Below are 16,281 nucleotides of genomic sequence, written 5' to 3'. Positions count from 1 at the left end.
ATGCGTGCCGGCGGCGTTCAGCCGAGCAGCGCGTCCGCGAATTCCACGGCGCTGAACGGCTGCAGGTCCTCGACCTTCTCGCCGACGCCGATGAAGTAGACGGGCACCGGGCGTTGCCGCGCGATCGCGGCGAGAATCCCGCCCTTCGCGGTGCCGTCGAGCTTCGTGACGATGAGGCCCGTGAGGCCGAGCGCGTCGTCGAATGCCTTCACCTGCGTGAGCGCGTTCTGGCCGGTGTTCGCGTCGATCACCAGCAGCACTTCGTGCGGCGAGCCGTCGTGCGCCTTCGAGATCACGCGCTTCACCTTCTTCAGCTCTTCCATCAGGTGGAGCTGCGTCGGCAGGCGGCCGGCCGTGTCGGCCATCATCACGTCGATCTTGCGCGCGCGCGCGGCGCTGACCGCGTCGAAGATCACCGCGGCCGGATCGCCGCTTTCCTGCTGCACGACCGTCACGTTGTTGCGCTCGCCCCAGACCGCCAGCTGTTCGCGCGCGGCCGCGCGGAACGTGTCGCCCGCGGCCAGCAACACCGACTGGTCGAAGCTCTGCAGATGCTTCGCGAGCTTGCCGATGCTGGTCGTCTTGCCCGCGCCGTTCACGCCCGTGATCATCATCACGAGCGGCTGCGCGCGGCCGAGCATCAGCGATTTCTCGAGCGGCTTCAGCAGCTCGACGAGCAGGTCGTGCAGCGCACTCTTCACCTGCTGCGGGTCGGTCAGCCGGCCCGTGCGCACCTTTTCGCGCAGCGCGTCGAGCAGGTATTCGGTCGCGTCGACGCCCGCGTCGGACATCAGCAGCGCGGTTTCGAGCTCCTCGTACAGATCCTCGTCGATCTTCGTGTTGACGAATACGCCGGTGATGCTGGAGCCGGTCTTCGCGAGCCCCGTTTTCAGGCGCGCAAGCCACGATTTCTTCGCGGATGCGTCCTGCAGCGGCGGCGGGACGATCTCGACCGTCTCGACGACTTCGTCGCGGCCGTCGTTGGTCGGCGTGACCGTCATCACGACGGCCGGCGCGGCCGGTTGCACGGGCGCCTGCGGCACGTCGGCCGCGGGCGGAGCGTCGACCGCGGGCGCATCGGACGGCTCGTCCGTTTGCGACGCGTCGGCCGATTGCGATTCCGCGGGATCGGGCTCCTGCGTTTTCTTGAATCGTTTGAAGAAGCTGAACATGGTCTGACGTCGGGAAGAGGGCGGGCCGCCGCCAGAGGCGGGGCGCCGGAGGGGCCGTTCTGCGTTCGCGCGGGCGCGGCGCACGGCGGCCGAAACCGTGCATTTTATCAGTGCGGCGCGGCGCTCGCGTCAGTGTGCGCCGCCGCTGTGGTAACGTGCGCCTGTTTGGCGGTGCGCCCCTGCGCGCGCCCGGTCCCTCCGTTGTCTATATTCCGTATGTCCCGTTCCTCTTCCGGCCGCCCGGCGGCCCCTCCTGGCCGCGGCAAGCCGCACACGATCCGCATCATCGGCGGCGACTGGAAACGCACGCCGCTCGCGGTGCTCGATCTCGACGGCCTGCGGCCGACGCCCGATCGCGTGCGCGAGACGCTGTTCAACTGGCTCGGCCAGGATCTCGAAGGCCGGCGCTGCCTCGACCTGTTCGCGGGCACCGGCGCGCTCGGCTTCGAAGCCGCGTCGCGCGGCGCGGCGAGCGTCGTGATGGTCGAACGCCATCCGCGCGCCGCGCAGCAACTGCGTGCGATCAAGGACAAGCTCGGCGCCCGCTCGGTCGAGGTCGCCGAAGCCGATGCGCTGCGGCTCGCGGCCGGGCTCACGCCGGGCGCGTTCGACGTCGTGTTTCTCGATCCGCCGTTCGACGATTCCGCTGCGCTCGAGCGCGCGATCGCGCTGTCGGCGCCGCTCGTCGCGGCGGACGGCGCGCTGTACGTCGAGACGGGGGCGGAACTCGATCCGGCCTCGCACGACGCGCTCGCGGGCTGGCAGGTCGTGAAGCACGGCAAGGCGGGTGCGGTTCACTATCATTTGCTGCGGCGCGAAAATGATGAATAATGCGCGTTCGATACGAGGCGGCGCGCCGCAAAGGCGACGCATGCCCATCTCGGCAGTGGCGTGCGCATCGCACGGCTGCCATCCCGTTTGCGTGATGACAGGAGGAGCGACATGGTAGTCGCCGTGTATCCCGGTACGTTCGATCCGCTGACGCGCGGGCACGAAGACCTCGTGCGGCGTGCGTCGAGCATTTTTGATACGCTGGTGGTTGGCGTCGCCGACAGCCGCGCGAAAAAGCCGTTCTTCTCGCTCGAAGAACGTCTGACGATTGCGAACGAGGTGCTCGGCCATTATCCGAACGTGAAGGTGATGAGTTTCACCGGTCTCCTGAAGGACTTTGTCCGTACCAACAACGCACGCGTGATCGTGCGCGGCCTGCGCGCCGTGTCCGATTTCGAATATGAGTTCCAGATGGCGGGGATGAACCGCTACCTGCTGCCCGACGTCGAGACGATGTTCATGACGCCGTCCGATCAGTACCAATTCATCTCGGGGACGATCGTGCGCGAAATCGCGCAGTTGGGCGGCGATGTCAGCAAGTTCGTGTTCCCGTCCGTCGAGAAATGGCTGACCGAGAAAGTCACCGCGATGGGAGGCCCTGCCGCGTGACGCGGCGCCGGCCGGTTTCGTTGCGAAGCCGGCCGGCGGCCTGAAGAAGTGAGATCAGTATGGCTTTGATGATTACCGACGAGTGCATCAATTGCGACGTGTGCGAGCCCGAGTGCCCGAACGGCGCGATTTCGATGGGCCCGGACATCTATGTGATCGACCCGAACAAGTGCACCGAGTGCGTCGGCCATTTCGACGAACCGCAGTGCCAGCAGGTGTGTCCGGTCGAATGCATTCCGCGCGATCCGCAGCATGACGAATCGCACGCGCAATTGATGGAGAAGTATCACGCGTTGATCGCCGTGAAGGGCGACGACGCGTCGTGACCCTGCGGTGACGCGCGCGCTTCAGGCTATCGGCGCACGCGTCACGCTTCCCGAGCGGCGCCGTCCGGCGCTGCTTCTTCCGTTTCAGGCAAGCAGCTCGCGCAGCGCCGCGACGAGCGCGTCGCATTCGGCGTCGGTGCCGACGGTGATGCGCAGGTGCTGGTCGATCCGCGGCAGCCGGAAGTGCCGCACGAAAATTTCCCGTTCCTTCAGCTTCGCCGCGATCGTGCCCGCATCGTGCGCGGGATGGCGCGCGAACACGAAATTCGCGGCCGACGGCACGATGTCGAAGCCGAGCGCGTCGAGTGCGTGCGTGAGCCGCGTCCGGCTGTCGATCACGCGCCGGCAGGTTGCGCCGAAATAGTCGGTGTCCTCGTACGCGGCCTGCGCGGCGACCTGCGCGAGCCGGTCGAGCGGATAGGAGTTGAAGCTGTCCTTCACGCGGTTGAGTGCGTCGATCAGCGCCGCATCGCCGAACGCGAAGCCGACGCGCATGCCCGCGAGCGAGCGCGCCTTCGACGTCGTGTGCACGACGAGCAGGTTCGGATGGCGGTCGATCAGCGTAATCGCCGACTGCGCGCCGAAATCGACATACGCCTCGTCGATCACGACGACCGACGACGGATTCGCGGCCGCGATCCGCTCGACGTCCGCGAGCGGCAGTGCGCGCCCGGTCGGCGCGTTCGGATTCGGGAACAGCACGCCGCCGGCGTCGTCGAGATAGTCGTCGACGCGGATCGAGAAATCGTCCGCGAGCGGCACGACCGTGGTCTCGACGCCGTACAGGCGTGCATAGGTCGGATAGAAGCTGTACGTGATGTCGGGAAAGCGCAGCGGCCGGTCGTGTTTCAGCAACGCCTGGAACGTGTGCGCGAGCACCTCGTCGGAGCCGTTGCCGACGAATACCTGTTCCGGCTCGATGCGGTGATGGGCCGCGACCGTCTCGCGCAGCGCGCGCGCGACCGGATCCGGATAACGGCGCAGCGTGTCGCCGGTCTCGCCGAGTTCGCGTGCGATCGCCGCGACGACGCGCGGCGACGGCGGATAGGGATTCTCGTTGGTGTTCAGCTTGACGGGGTGCGCGAGCGCGGGCTGTTCGCCCGGCACGTAAGGCACGAGTTGCTGAACGACGTCGCTCCAGTAACGGCTCACCGCTGGCTCCTGTCGGGCAAAACGACGAGATTACCGCATGTGCGCGTCGCGGTGGGGAAGGCGGTACCGCCCGGCGGCGCCGGACGGCCCGATGCACCGGGCCGGTGCGACGCGATCAGTTGCGATGCAGCTGCATCGTCGCGCGGTCGAGTTCGCCCTTGACGACCATCGGCATTACGGCGAGCGCGCGTTCGATCGACGCGTCGATCACGTCCTGTTCCTCGCGGCGCGGCGGCTTCAGCACGAAGTTCGCGACGTCGGGCTTCGCGCCGGCGCGTGCGCTTTCCGGAATCAGGTCGCGCGGATGGCCGATGCCGATCCGCAGCCGCCAGTAGTGCTGCGTCGACAGGTGCGCGGAGATGTCCTTGAGGCCGTTGTGGCCGCCGCTGCCGCCGCCGAGCTTCAGCTTCACGGTGCCGGGCGGCAGGTCGAGCTCGTCGTGCGCGACGAGGATCTGGTCGGGCAGGATCTTGAAGAATTGCGCGAGCGCGACGACCGACTGGCCGGAGCGGTTCATGTAGGTCTGCGGCTCGAGCAGGTGCACTTCCTCGCCGTGCAGGCGCGCTTTCGCGTAGAAGCCGTGGAAGCGGCGCTCGTCGCGCAGCGTCGTGCCGGCTTCGCGGGCGAGCTGGTCGATCAGCCAGAAGCCTGCGTTATGGCGCGTCGCGGTGTATTCCGCCCCGGGATTGCCGAGGCCGACGATCAGTTTGATCATGACGTTTCGAAGGCGGCGGCTGCCGCCTGGGCGCAGAAAAAGAAAAACCCGCCGGGCAAGCCGCGGCGGGTTGCGTCGACCGTTTCGTGAAACGGATCGATGGGGCGCGTAGGCAGCCGCTTAGGCAGCCGGCGTTTCGCCTTCGGCTGCGTCCGACACGGCACCAGCCGGGACCGTCGCCGATGCGACAACCGGGTTTTCCGCGTCGATGTGTGCGACCAGCGCGACGCCGTTCGGCAGCGTGATGTCCTTCGCGTGCAGCGACTGACCGGCTTCGATCTTCGACAGGTCGACTTCGAGGAACTCCGGCAGGGCAGCCGGCAGGCACTCGATTTCGATTTCCGTCGCGACGTGCGAAACGATCGCGCTCGACAGCTTCACGGCCGGGCTGATTTCAGCGTTCAGGAAGTGCAGCGGCACCTTCGTGTGCAGCTTCTTCGATGCGTCAACGCGCTGGAAGTCCACGTGCAGCACCAGTTGCTTGAACGGGTGGTATTGCACGTCGCGCAGCAGAACCTGTTGCGACTGGCCGGCCACTTCGAGGTCGAGGATCGACGAGTGGAAGGCTTCCTTCTTCAGGGCGTGCCACAGGGCGTTGTGATCGAGTTCGATCTTTTGCGGGGCTGCTTCGCCACCGTAAACGATACCCGTGGTCTTACCGGCGTTGCGCAGGCGGCGGCTCGCACCCGTACCTTGCTGTTGGCGCTCGAAAGCGACGACTTTCATATGATTCTCCAATGGCTGCCCGCGACCAGGCAGTAAAACGGGGCCGTCAAACGGCGGCCCCCGATTAAACGGCCGGGGTTTCGTCTATCCCGTCCGATTGTGCAAAAAGCGAAGCGTTGCCGCTTCGCTTTCTGCGCATGCTTTGTTGCGTCGACTTGCGATCAGGATTCCGCGAACAGCGACATCACCGAATCGCCGCGGCGGATCCGCGAGAACGTCTCGGCCAGCAGGCTCGCGCTCGTCAGCGAGCGGATCTTCGAGCACGCCAGCGATTCGGCCGACAGCGGGATCGTATCGGTGACGACCAGCTCGTCGAGTGCCGATGCGGCGATGCGGTCGGCGGCGCCGCCCGACAGCACGGGGTGCGTCGCGTACGCGAACACCTGCTTCGCACCGCGGTCCTTCAGCACTTGCGCGGCCTTGCAGAGCGTGCCGGCCGTATCGACCATGTCGTCCATGATCACGCAGGTGCGGCCTTCGACTTCACCGATGATGTTCATCACTTCGGCGACGTTCGCCTTCGGACGACGCTTGTCGATGATCGCGAGATCGCAGTTGAGCTGCTTCGCGAGTGCCCGGGCACGCACCACGCCGCCGACGTCCGGCGACACGACCAGCAGATCCGAGTAGTTCTGCTTGCGCAGGTCACCCAGCAGGATCGGCGTTGCGTAGATGTTGTCGACCGGGATGTCGAAGAAGCCCTGAATCTGGTCGGCGTGCAGATCCATCGTGATGATCCGCTCGACGCCGGCGATTTCCAGCATGTTCGCGACGACCTTCGCCGAGATCGCGACGCGCGCCGAACGCGGGCGGCGATCCTGACGGGCGTAGCCGAAGTAGGGGATGGCTGCAGTGATCCGGCCGGCGGATGCGCGCTTGAGCGCATCGACCATGATCATCAGTTCCATCAGGTTGTCGTTCGCCGGTGCGCACGTGGATTGCAGGACGAAGACGTCCTTGCCACGCACGTTTTCCTGGATCTCGACCTGGATCTCGCCGTCGGAGAAACGGCTGACCATCGCTTTGCCGAGGGGAATTCCAAGAATGTTGACGACTTCCTGGGCGAGCGCGGGATTCGCGTTGCCAGTAAAAACCATCAGGCCGTCATGGCTGCTCATCGTGCACCTGCTTCAGGCTTAGGCGGGAAATGCGGGAAAATTTTTGGCAGGGGAGGAAGGACTCGAACCCTCGCATGCCGGAATCAAAATCCGGTGCCTTGACCAACTTGGCGACTCCCCTACACTTAACTGATAACTTCACCGGACTTGTGTAGGCCGTCCGGCAAAGTAAAACTTCATGACGCGAAAGCGAAGAGCGGATGCTCGTTCAGGCTCTCGGCAACTGCGCCGTTCCAACTGGCGGGCAGCTTGGCTTTCGCCGCTTCTGCCTCGTGCTTGCTGCGAAACGCTGCAAACACGCTTGCTCCGGAGCCGGTCATCCTCGCGGGGGTCACATCATACAACCATTTGACCACCTGCGCAACTTCCGCGTACTTACTTGTCACAACTTGCTGCATATCGTTCCGGCCGAAGCTGTCTGGCCATCCCGCATCGCTGTTTTGCTGTGCAAGAAAGTCAGCAATTGTGACGGGCTTCGAATCTCTTGTCAACAACTCATCTGAAAATATTTCAGCGGTCGGGACATGAACGCGTGGCGTCACAACCAAGAACCAGCGAGTCGGCAATTCTACCTCAGCTAATTCTTCTCCGATACCCTCTGCGAACGCATTTTTTCCAAAAATAAAAAACGGGACGTCTGCGCCGAGTTTTACCGCGAGCGACTGGAGCTCCGCGCGCGGCAGGTCGAGTTGCCACAGCCGGTTCAGCGCGAGCAGCGTCGTCGCCGCGTCGGAGCTGCCGCCGCCGAGGCCGGCGCCCATCGGCAGGCACTTGTCGATCTCGATGTCGACACCGAACGCGGTGCCCGTATGCGCCTTCAGCAGGTTGGCCGCGCGCACGACGAGATCGCTTTCCTCGGGCACGCCGGGTACGTCGGTGACGCGCGCGACACGACCGTCGTCGCGCAGCGTGAAGTGCAGCGTGTCGCCCCAGTTCAGCAGCTGGAACACGCTCTGCAGATCGTGATAGCCGTTCGGGCGGCGGCCGGTGATGTGCAGGAACAGGTTGAGTTTCGCGGGCGCAAGGCAGTTGCGCAGCGAGCGGGTCGAATCGGTCATGCGTATGTCGGGGCTAGGCGCTCGTGCTCACTGATCGAGCACGAGCTTGATGTCGAGCGGCGGTGTCGCACGCACGAGGTTGACGCGTTTGACGCCCGTGGCCGGGGCATCCGCGTAGGCAAGGTAGTCGATCGTCCAGCCGTCCTGGCGGATCTGCTTGACGCGCGTGCCGTCGGCCGGATCGCGTAGCGTTTCCGCGGGCGTCGCGGGCGCAGGCGTCGGCAGCAGCCAGTAGCGCAGGCCTGCGAGCGGCAGTGCGAAGCCGAGTGTTCGCTGCATCAGGTCGCCGACGTCTGCCGCATATTGCGTCGGACGGTTCGGCAGCTCGAGCGACGCTGCCTGCGGCGTCGATTTCACGACTGCGAGCGTCTGGCCGAGCGGGCTGCGCAGTTCGAGCGCTACGTCGTCGCCGTGCTCCTGCCAGTCGAAGTTGCCGTACACGTTCTGTTGCCTGCCGAGACGGTCGTCGTACTGTACCGCGAAGCGGCCATGGTAAGCGTGCGTCGCGGTGGTCTGCAGCACCGCGCCTGTCGGCGCGCTTGCCGATGGCGGCGTGCTCGCGCAGCCGGCGAGCGCGAGCGCCGCGCCGGCCGCGGCCAGCGTGCGCTGCGCGCGGGAGGACAGGGAAAGCATCGGGAACATCTGCATCAGAGGCCGTTGATCTGCAGGCGTTTCAGCGTCTGCACGAGCGTTTCGTTGTCGGGCTCGAGCTTCTGCGCGGCACGCCACGCGGAGCGTGCGTCGTCCTGCGCGCCGCTCTTCCACAGCACTTCGCCGAGATGCGCGCCGATTTCGGCGTTCGGCTGCAGTTCGTACGCGCGCTGCAGGACCTTCGTCGCGCCGGCCGTGTCGCCCATCCGGTACTTCACCCAGCCGAGGCTGTCCATGATGTACGCGTCGTTCGGCGCGAGCGTCATCGCCTTGTCGATCAGCTTGCTGGCTTCGGGCAGGCGCTGGTTGCGGTCGGCGAGCGAATAGCCGAGCGCGTTGTACGCCTGCGGGTTGTCGGGCTGCGTGCGGATCAGCTCGCGCAACTGCTTTTCCATCGTCGTGTAGTGGCCGGTCTTTTCGGCCGCCATCGCGTAGTCGTAGCGCAGGTCGGGATCGTCGGGGAAGTCCTGGACCGCCTGCCCGAGCCGTGCCTCGGCTTCCGGATAGCGTTTCGCGGTGAACAGGATCGACGCGTCGGTGCGCGCGACCACGGCCGCGTCGCGCGGATCCGTGATCGGCAGGTCGTCGAGCACCTTGCGCGCCTCGTCGGTCTTGCCCTGTTTCTGCAGCAACTGCGCGCGCGTGATCTGCGCGGGGAGATAGTGCTGGCTCGTCTGGTCGACCTTGTCGAGCCATTGCGACGCCTGCGCGTCGTTGTCCTGGTCGATCGCGATCTGCGCGAGGTAGATGTAGCCCTGACCGACGTCGAGGTTCGGCTGCTTGTTGCCGAGCTGCACGTACTGCTTCAGGTAGGCGGTCGCTTCGTCGAGTTTCTTCAGCTGGATCTTGATCAGCGCGAGCGCCATCAGCGGCGTCGGATCCTTCGAGTCGAGCTTGCGCATCGTCTCGAACTGCTTCTGCGCGTCGTCGAGGCGATCGTCGGCGAGATAGAGCTGCGACAGCGCGAGCCGTGCGTCGCGCGACCTCGGATTCTGCTGAACATATTTCTCGAACGACGCGATGCCCGCCGCGCGTTCCGCCGGCCCCATCTGCGACAGCATCAGCGCCGCCGGCAGGTAGTCGGGGCGGAGCTGCAGCGCCTGCTTCAGCGACTGTGCGGCGCCTTCCTTGTCGTCGACCGCGAGCTGTTGCCGCGCGATCGCGAGCTGCGCCTCGGGCCGGCTCATGTCGTTCTTCAGCATGTCCTTCAGCACCGCGAGGCCGCCGACGCGGTCGGAGCCGCGCACGAGCAGCGCCTGCAGCGCGAGGATCGCGGGGCCGCGCGTCTCGCCGGTCGCACGGGCCAGCTCGCGCGCGAGCATCGGCTGCGCGTCGGCCGGCTTGCCGGCGAGCACCAGCAGCGCGGCGTCGACCTGCGACGCCCGGTTCGAGTCCGGTGCGTACTGGCGCCACAGGTTCGCGGCGGACAGCGCATCGGCCGGGCTCTGTGCGCCAAGCGCGATCTCGGTCGCACGCTGCGCCATGCGCGGATCGCGCGTGTCGCGGGCGAGCGCGAGGTAGGTCTGGTACGCCGGCGCCGGCTGGTTGCGCTGGAGCGCGACCTCGGCGGCGAGCACCTGGTAGACGATCTGGCTCGTCAGCGGGACACCGGGGAGATTCTTCTGCTCGTCCGGCATCACATGCTCGAACGCACCCTGCGGCTCCGCGTCGTCCGATGCCGGATCCTGCGCGTGGGCCGGGAAGGCGGTGAGGGTCCAGGCGGCAAACAGCGCGGCGCCGAGTGCACGGCGGACCGGGAAGGCGCGCACGCCGCGCACGGCGGCGGGGCGCTTCTGAAGCAGCTTCGAGGGCAGAGTCATGGAAATCCGTTCGATGTTTCAACCGATTGTAACGCGCTCGCTACAATACACGCACGATCGTAAATCGAGTCTCAGACCCGCAAAACATGCCAGAGTTGCCAGAAGTCGAAGTCACGCGCCGGGGCATCGAGCCCTTTGTCGCGGGCCGCCGCGTCGAGCGTGTCGACGTCCGTACCGCGATGCTGCGCTGGCCCGTGCCGGCGGGGCTCGCCGAGCAGTTGCGCGCGCGCGAGGTGCTCGCCGTCGAGCGTCGCGGCAAGTACCTGCTGTTCGAGGTCGACGCGGGCTGGTTCATCGTCCATCTCGGCATGACGGGCACGCTGCGCGTGCTGCCCGCGGCCGGCGTGCCGGTCGCCGCGAAGCACGACCACATCGACTGGATCTTCGACGAATTCGTGCTGCGGTTCCGCGATCCACGCCGCTTCGGCGCCGTGCTGTGGCACCCGCGCGAAGCGGGCGACGTGCATGCGCATCCGCTTCTCGCGAGCCTCGGCGTCGAGCCGTTCTCGCCGGCGTTCACCGGCGCGCTGCTGCATGCGCGCACGCGCGGCCGCACGGTGTCGGTCAAGCAGGCGCTGCTCGCGGGCGACATGGTCGTCGGCGTCGGCAACATCTATGCGTCGGAGAGCCTGTTTCGCGCCGGCATCCGGCCGACGACGGCCGCCGGCAAGGTGTCGCTGCCGCGCTACGAGCGGCTGGCCGACGCGGTGCGCGCGACGCTCGCCGATGCGATCGAGCGCGGCGGCAGCACGTTGCGCGACTTTGTCGGCAGCAACGGCGAAAGCGGCTATTTCCAGCTCGACTGCTTCGTCTACGACCGAGCCGGCCAGCCTTGCCGCGCATGCGGCACGCCGATCCGCCAGATCGTGCAGGGCCAGCGGTCGACCTATTTCTGTCCGACTTGCCAGCGTTGAAACCTTTTTCCGCGATTAGATAACTTGAAGCCGCCCCGCATCGCCCCCGCTCCGTTTCCCGTCACGCCGCTGCACCGCACGTTCGCCACGCGCCTGATCGCGTGGCAGCGCGAGCACGGTCGCCATGACCTGCCGTGGCAGAACACCCGCGATCCGTACCGGATCTGGCTGTCGGAAATCATGCTGCAACAGACGCAGGTGTCGACCGTCATCCCGTATTACGCACGCTTTCTCGAACGCTACCCTGACGTCGCCGCGCTCGCGGCCGCGCCGATCGACGACGTGATGGCGCTGTGGGCAGGGCTCGGCTACTACTCGCGCGCGCGCAACCTGCACCGCTGCGCGCAGGTCGTCGCCGCCGAGCACGGCGGCGCGTTCCCGGCGACGCCCGACGCGCTGGCCGAACTGCCGGGCATCGGCCGCTCGACGGCCGCGGCGATCGCGTCGTTCGCGTACGGCGCGCGCGCGACGATCCTCGACGGCAACGTGAAGCGCGTGCTCGCGCGGGTGTTCGGCGTCGAGGGTTTTCCGGGCGAGAAGCGCGTCGAGAACGACATGTGGGCGCTCGCCGAATCGCTGCTGCCCGACGCCGCGAACGCAGCCGACGTGAGCGCGTATACGCAGGGCCTGATGGATCTCGGCGCGACGCTGTGCGTGCGCGGCAAGCCCGATTGCGCGCGTTGCCCGTTCGCGGGCGACTGCGTCGCGCAATCGACGGGTCGCCAGCGCGAACTGCCGGCCGCGCGGCCGAAGAAGGCCGTGCCGACCCGCAAGACCTGGATGCTCGTGCTGCGCGATGGCGACGCTGTGCTGCTCGAGCGGCGGCCGCCGGCCGGCATCTGGGGCGGCCTGTGGAGCCTGCCGCAAGCGGACGGCGATGCCGCACTCGCGGAGCTTGCGCACGGCTTCGGCGGCGGGGGCCCGGTGCCGCTTGCGTCGTTCACGCACACGTTCACGCACTTCCGGCTCGAGATCGAGCCGCGGCTGAGCGACATGGCGGACGGCGGCGGCTTGCCGTCGCACGCACGGGACGCGGAAACCGCGTGGGTGCCGCTGAGCCGGCTCGATGCGTACGGCGTGCCGGCGCCCGTGCGCAAGCTGCTCGATGCACTGAGCGGGCCGCTGCTTTAACGAACAGGGAAGGGCGTGGGCCGCGCGCTCAAGAAAACGCCGGGTCGCCCCATGTTCTCCGCTCAGAAGGAAATCCCGTTGGGGAAAGGCTTCTTCGGCAGAGAGGCTGGCGCGAAGCGACAGGTTTTGGGGGGCACTCACAGCCAGCCGTGCCGGCCGAGCACGTGATGCACGGCGTCGATGCGTGCGCCGACGTCCGGAAACTCCATCAGCTTTTGCCGCGCGCGCAGGTCGAGCGGCAGCAGTTCCGAGAGGCGGTTCGACACCCAGCTCGGATCGTCGAGGCGGAACGGTTCGCCGAACGGCAGCTTGCCCGGCTCGGACTTCTTCAGCGCGTCGATGATGCGCTCGAGCACCTCGGCGCACGAGCCGAACTGCGCGAGTGCCTGCTCGCCTTCGAGCGGGATGTCGTCGGGCAGCGGCTCCGCGATGCCGACCAGCAGCCCGTTGCCTTCGACGCGATACGACAGCAGTTCGAAACGCTGCGTGCCGACCGCCTGCAGGAACAGCATCCCGAATTCGCCGGTATCGCACTCAGTGATGCGCGCCATGCAGCCGATGGTCTCGGGCACCGACACGGCGCCGTCCTGTGCGACTTCGGGCCCGCTCTTCAGCAGGCACACGCCGAACGGCGCGTCGTCGCGCAGGCACGCGCGGGACATGTCGAGATAGCGCGCCTCGAACACCTTGAGCGGGAGCAGGCCCCCCGGAAACAGCACCGTGTGCAGCGGAAACAGCGGCAGGTCGATCAGGGTGGTCGATAGGGAGGACATGGCGCGCTGACGAAAGGGCGGGTGTCGCTAGGGTCGGTCGACCTCGGAGACGAGCCGCGACGACGCGTCGACATCCACTGGCGCGTCACGATGCCGCACGATCACGTTCGCCTCGTGCGCGAGGCGCGCGGCGAGCGTTTCCGCGATGAACACCGAGCGATGCTGGCCGCCCGTGCAGCCGATGGCGACGGTCAGGTAGCTGCGGTTGTCATCGCGGAAGTGCGGCAGCCATTTCATCAGGAACGCATGGATGTCGTCGATCATCTGGTGGACGATCGGCAGTGCGTCGAGAAAGGCGATGACCGGCTGGTCGAGCCCGGTGAGCGGGCGCAACTCGTGGTCGTAGTACGGATTCGGCAGCGCGCGCACGTCGAACATCAGGTCGGCGTCGAGCGGCACGCCGCGCTTGAAGCCGAACGATTCGAACATCACCATCAGGTCGTTGTTCTTCTGCTCGATGAAGCGCTTGACCCACGTGCGCAGCACGTTCGCGCGCAGCGTGCTCGTATCGATCTGGTGGCCGAACTCGGCGAGCGGCGCGACGAGGTCGCGTTCGCGCTCGATCGCTTCCTCGAGCGACGACAGCAGGCCGACGTCCGCATCGTGCGACAGCGAGCCGGACAGCGGATGGCGGCGGCGCGTTTCGGAGAAGCGCTGGATCAGCGCCGGGGTGCTCGCGTTGAGGAACAGCACGCGGACGTCGTGCTCGCGCGACAACTCGCGGATCAGGCCGGGCATTTCATCGAGCGATGCGCTCGAGCGCGCGTCGATCGCGACCGCGAGCCGGTGCTGACCGTCCTGGGCGAGGTAGCGGGCGAGTTCGGGGAGCACATGCGGCGGCAGGTTGTCGACGCAGTAATAGCCTGCGTCTTCGAGCGCGTTCAGCGCGACGGACTTGCCTGAGCCGGAGATGCCGGTGATTAGGACGATGCGCATGGGAAGCAGAGAATCCTGACGTTTCATCATAGCACCGGCTCGACGCGTCGGCGGTGCGCGGCCGGCGCGTGCGGGTTACACCAGTTTGCCGGGGAACTGACTGTCGGGATCTTGCATCGCGAGTCGTTGCCGATCCATGAAATCGCGCAACGTGTCGATTCCGCGCAACTGCAGGATCGTGTTCCGGACTGCAGCCTCGACGAGCACCGCGAGGTTGCGGCCGGCCGCGACCTGGATCGTGACCTTGCTGATCGGCAAACCGAGCACGTCGACGGTCTGGCTTTCGAGCGGCAGGCGCTGGAATTCGCCGTCGGGGCGCCGCACGAGCTGGACGATCAGCTTCAGCTTCATTTTTCGCCGTACGGCGGTTTCACCGAAAATCGTCTTGATGTCGAGCAGGCCGAGGCCGCGCACTTCGAGCAGGTTCTGCAGCAGCGGCGGGCAGCGCCCTTCGACGAAATCGGGGCCAAGACGGACGAAATCGACCGCGTCGTCGGCGACGAGGCCGTGCCCGCGGCTGATCAGCTCGAGGCCGAGTTCGCTTTTGCCGAGGCCCGAATCGCCGGTCAGCAGCACGCCCATCCCGAGGATGTCGAGGAATACGCCGTGCAGCGTCGCGCGCGGCGCGAGGATCCGCGACATGTAGAGCCGCAGGCTGTCGATCACAGCGGCGGCCGACATCGGCGTCGTGAACAGAGGGGTCGACGAGCGCGTGCAGCGCAGCACGAGTTCGGGCGGCGCCGCGGCGCCGCCGGCGACGACGAGGAACGGCGGTTCGAGCGCGATCAGCTCGGCCATGTGGCGCGAGCGGTCTTCGTCGGTCTGGCGCTGGTAGTAGTCGATTTCGGCTTCGCCCAGCACCTGGATCCGGTTCGGGTGGATCAGGTTCAGGTGGCCGACGAGGTCGGCGCTCGACGTCGCGTTGCCGACCGTGTCGGCCGAAAAGCCGCGTTCCCAGCCTTCATGCCCCGTCAGCCAGCTCAGTTTCAGCGTGGCCGCGTTGTCGTCGAAGATGCTCTGGGCGTTGATGCTGGACGTATCCATGACTTTCGTCACTCCAATGGGCCGGTGCATGCGCGCGGCGACGGACGTCGCCATGCCGGGCCGGCGCCGGGCGGCCCTGGACGGCGGCGTATGCCGCCTCGTACGGGAAAATATTCCGCCCGGATCAACTCAAGGTTGCCACTGAGTGAGCAGGCGATGCAACTCGGCGATATCCGTTTCGTTGTGCAGACGCTCGCGCGCGTCGCGATCGGACAGCAGTTGCGCGATTTCCGACAGGATTTCGAGGTGCTGCTGGGTGGCTTGCTCGGGGACGAGCAGGAAAATCAGGAGGCCGACCGGCTGGCCGTCGGGCGCTTCGAACGGGATCGCGTCGGCGAGCCGGACGAACGCGGCGAGCGGGTGCTTGAGACCCTTGATGCGCCCGTGCGGAATCGCGACGCCTTCGCCGAGCCCGGTCGAGCCGAGGCGCTCGCGCGCGAACAGGTTGTCCGTGACGGTGCTGCGGGCGATGCCGTTCTGATTCTCGAACATCAGCCCGGCTTGTTCGAACACGCGTTTCTTGCTGGTGACTGAGAGGTCGATGACGACGTTCTCTATGGGCAGGATTTTGGCTAGGCGATTCATGTTGGCAGGCGATTGGGCGGCCTGGGGTCTCCTTGCGGCGGCAGACTGATTATCCATGTTCGGCGATATCAAGGCATTTGGCATCGGCAACCTGCAACGCAGCTACCGCACCCAACGCCCCCCGGCGATAACCGGAACATTATAGAGCACAGCCGCGTGCGCGGCGCAGCATGGACGGACCGGTCGCACCACGGGCGAGGAGTCGCAAAAAAAACGCCCGGCGAACCGGGCGGCGTGCGTGTTGCGGTGACGGTTACTGCGGCGGCAGTTCGATCTGGTCGATCGACGGTTGAAGCTTGATCGGGTCGTGCGCGTGCGTTTGCAGGCGCTCCATGTGCTTGACGACCTGGCGATCCAGCTTGTCGATCAACAGATCGATCGCGGCGTACAGATTGCCGTTTGCGCTTTCGACGAAGATGTCCTTGCCCTTCAGGTGCAGGTTGATTTCTGCGCGCTGCTGCTTGTCCTTTTCCTTGTGGTTGTCGACCGAGAGGATCACAGTGCCATCGATCACCTGATCGCTATGCCGTAGCACCCTGTCCAGCTTGGTGATCACGTATTCGCGAATTGCAGGCGTGACTTCGAGATGATGTCCACTGATCTTCAGGTTCATAGTGCTTCTCCAAGCGAGTGACCACCCGGCCGCATCGAGGCGGCGCTCCGGTCGACTTGCCCGTACCGCACGAGGCGGTGTATCGCGGACAGGTCGCCCGGCCTGTT

At 66.5% G+C, this 16,281-nt stretch carries 18 protein-coding genes and 1 tRNA gene; 5 read left to right on the top strand and 14 right to left on the bottom strand.

Annotated features, from left to right (window positions below; genetic code table 11):
- Positions 1–17: 17 nt before the first annotated feature.
- Complete coding sequence (ftsY, locus tag ABD05_RS04085; RefSeq protein WP_047899060.1) at positions 18–1,172, bottom strand: signal recognition particle-docking protein FtsY; 1,155 nt, start codon at positions 1,170–1,172, stop codon at positions 18–20.
- Between the two features lie 216 nt (positions 1,173–1,388).
- Between ftsY and rsmD the strand changes: the two genes are divergently transcribed.
- The 3 genes from rsmD (at position 1,389) to ABD05_RS04070 (ending at position 2,938) form a co-directional block, all read left to right on the top strand.
- Positions 1,389–2,003, top strand: a complete 615-nt coding sequence (gene rsmD, locus ABD05_RS04080; RefSeq protein ID WP_047899059.1) for a 16S rRNA (guanine(966)-N(2))-methyltransferase RsmD — start codon at positions 1,389–1,391, stop codon at positions 2,001–2,003.
- A gap of 111 nt (positions 2,004–2,114) precedes the next feature.
- Entirely contained in the window at positions 2,115–2,612 is a 498-nt protein-coding gene (gene coaD, locus ABD05_RS04075; protein ID WP_021163047.1) for a pantetheine-phosphate adenylyltransferase, read from the top strand.
- Positions 2,613–2,671: 59 nt separating this feature from the next.
- Positions 2,672–2,938 carry a YfhL family 4Fe-4S dicluster ferredoxin gene (locus tag ABD05_RS04070; protein WP_006477774.1) on the top strand — a complete coding sequence of 89 codons (267 nt, stop codon included), beginning with the start codon at positions 2,672–2,674 and terminating at the stop codon, positions 2,936–2,938.
- Positions 2,939–3,022: 84 nt separating this feature from the next.
- On the opposite strand, the gene hisC is transcribed toward ABD05_RS04070, so the two are convergent.
- From hisC to ABD05_RS04030, 8 genes are all read right to left on the bottom strand, one after another.
- Positions 3,023–4,090 (bottom strand): histidinol-phosphate transaminase, encoded by a 1,068-nt coding sequence (hisC, locus tag ABD05_RS04065; RefSeq protein ID WP_047899058.1) that lies wholly within the window; start codon positions 4,088–4,090, stop codon positions 3,023–3,025.
- A 115-nt stretch (positions 4,091–4,205) separates the two neighbouring features.
- Positions 4,206–4,805 carry an aminoacyl-tRNA hydrolase gene (gene pth, locus ABD05_RS04060; RefSeq protein ID WP_034179071.1) on the bottom strand — a complete coding sequence of 200 codons (600 nt, stop codon included), beginning with the start codon at positions 4,803–4,805 and terminating at the stop codon, positions 4,206–4,208.
- 120 nt (positions 4,806–4,925) lie between these two features.
- The gene (locus ABD05_RS04055) at positions 4,926–5,531 is read right to left on the bottom strand and encodes a 50S ribosomal protein L25/general stress protein Ctc (RefSeq protein ID WP_047899057.1); all 606 of its coding nucleotides are present in this window, start codon (positions 5,529–5,531) and stop codon (positions 4,926–4,928) included.
- A 161-nt stretch (positions 5,532–5,692) separates the two neighbouring features.
- Positions 5,693–6,649 (bottom strand): ribose-phosphate pyrophosphokinase, encoded by a 957-nt coding sequence (locus tag ABD05_RS04050; RefSeq protein ID WP_034179069.1) that lies wholly within the window; start codon positions 6,647–6,649, stop codon positions 5,693–5,695.
- Positions 6,650–6,693: 44 nt separating this feature from the next.
- Positions 6,694–6,770: transfer RNA gene (locus ABD05_RS04045), tRNA-Gln, on the bottom strand.
- 55 nt (positions 6,771–6,825) lie between these two features.
- Positions 6,826–7,707 carry a 4-(cytidine 5'-diphospho)-2-C-methyl-D-erythritol kinase gene (gene ispE / locus ABD05_RS04040; RefSeq protein ID WP_047899056.1) on the bottom strand — a complete coding sequence of 294 codons (882 nt, stop codon included), beginning with the start codon at positions 7,705–7,707 and terminating at the stop codon, positions 6,826–6,828.
- A gap of 27 nt (positions 7,708–7,734) precedes the next feature.
- Positions 7,735–8,355: a lipoprotein insertase outer membrane protein LolB gene (gene lolB, locus ABD05_RS04035; protein ID WP_047899055.1), complete on the bottom strand. Its 621-nt coding sequence runs from the start codon at positions 8,353–8,355 to the stop codon at positions 7,735–7,737.
- Positions 8,355–10,178, bottom strand: a complete 1,824-nt coding sequence (locus ABD05_RS04030; RefSeq protein ID WP_047899054.1) for a tetratricopeptide repeat protein — start codon at positions 10,176–10,178, stop codon at positions 8,355–8,357. Before ABD05_RS04030 ends, lolB begins: the two co-directional genes overlap by 1 nt.
- An 86-nt stretch (positions 10,179–10,264) precedes the next feature.
- Here ABD05_RS04030 and mutM point away from each other — a divergent pair, with 86 nt between their 5' ends.
- Together mutM and mutY are read left to right on the top strand one after the other, a co-directional pair.
- Positions 10,265–11,092: a bifunctional DNA-formamidopyrimidine glycosylase/DNA-(apurinic or apyrimidinic site) lyase gene (gene mutM / locus ABD05_RS04025; protein WP_047899053.1), complete on the top strand. Its 828-nt coding sequence runs from the start codon at positions 10,265–10,267 to the stop codon at positions 11,090–11,092.
- 24 nt (positions 11,093–11,116) lie between these two features.
- The gene (gene mutY, locus ABD05_RS04020; protein WP_047899052.1) at positions 11,117–12,223 is read left to right on the top strand and encodes an A/G-specific adenine glycosylase; all 1,107 of its coding nucleotides are present in this window, start codon (positions 11,117–11,119) and stop codon (positions 12,221–12,223) included.
- Between the two features lie 137 nt (positions 12,224–12,360).
- Here mutY and ABD05_RS04015 read toward each other — a convergent pair whose 3' ends face one another.
- The 5 genes from ABD05_RS04015 to hpf all read right to left on the bottom strand — a co-directional run bounded on the left by ABD05_RS04015 (position 12,361) and on the right by hpf (position 16,174).
- Entirely contained in the window at positions 12,361–12,996 is a 636-nt protein-coding gene (locus ABD05_RS04015; RefSeq protein ID WP_047899051.1) for an LON peptidase substrate-binding domain-containing protein, read from the bottom strand.
- 27 nt (positions 12,997–13,023) lie between these two features.
- Positions 13,024–13,932 (bottom strand): RNase adapter RapZ, encoded by a 909-nt coding sequence (gene rapZ, locus ABD05_RS04010; RefSeq protein ID WP_047899050.1) that lies wholly within the window; start codon positions 13,930–13,932, stop codon positions 13,024–13,026.
- A 75-nt stretch (positions 13,933–14,007) separates the two neighbouring features.
- Positions 14,008–14,976 carry an HPr(Ser) kinase/phosphatase gene (gene hprK / locus ABD05_RS04005; protein ID WP_006483133.1) on the bottom strand — a complete coding sequence of 323 codons (969 nt, stop codon included), beginning with the start codon at positions 14,974–14,976 and terminating at the stop codon, positions 14,008–14,010.
- Between the two features lie 129 nt (positions 14,977–15,105).
- On the bottom strand, positions 15,106–15,618 hold the full coding sequence (locus tag ABD05_RS04000; RefSeq protein WP_039346503.1) for a PTS sugar transporter subunit IIA: 513 nt from the start codon (positions 15,616–15,618) through the stop codon (positions 15,106–15,108).
- Positions 15,619–15,814: 196 nt separating this feature from the next.
- The gene (gene hpf, locus ABD05_RS03995) at positions 15,815–16,174 is read right to left on the bottom strand and encodes a ribosome hibernation-promoting factor, HPF/YfiA family (protein WP_006477786.1); all 360 of its coding nucleotides are present in this window, start codon (positions 16,172–16,174) and stop codon (positions 15,815–15,817) included.
- Positions 16,175–16,281: the final 107 nt, after the last annotated feature.

Source organism: Burkholderia pyrrocinia (assembly GCF_001028665.1).
Classification (GTDB): Bacteria; Pseudomonadota; Gammaproteobacteria; order Burkholderiales; family Burkholderiaceae; genus Burkholderia; species Burkholderia pyrrocinia.
Note: the sequence above shows the minus strand (reverse complement) of the source record. Positions and strands in the feature narration are given on the sequence as shown.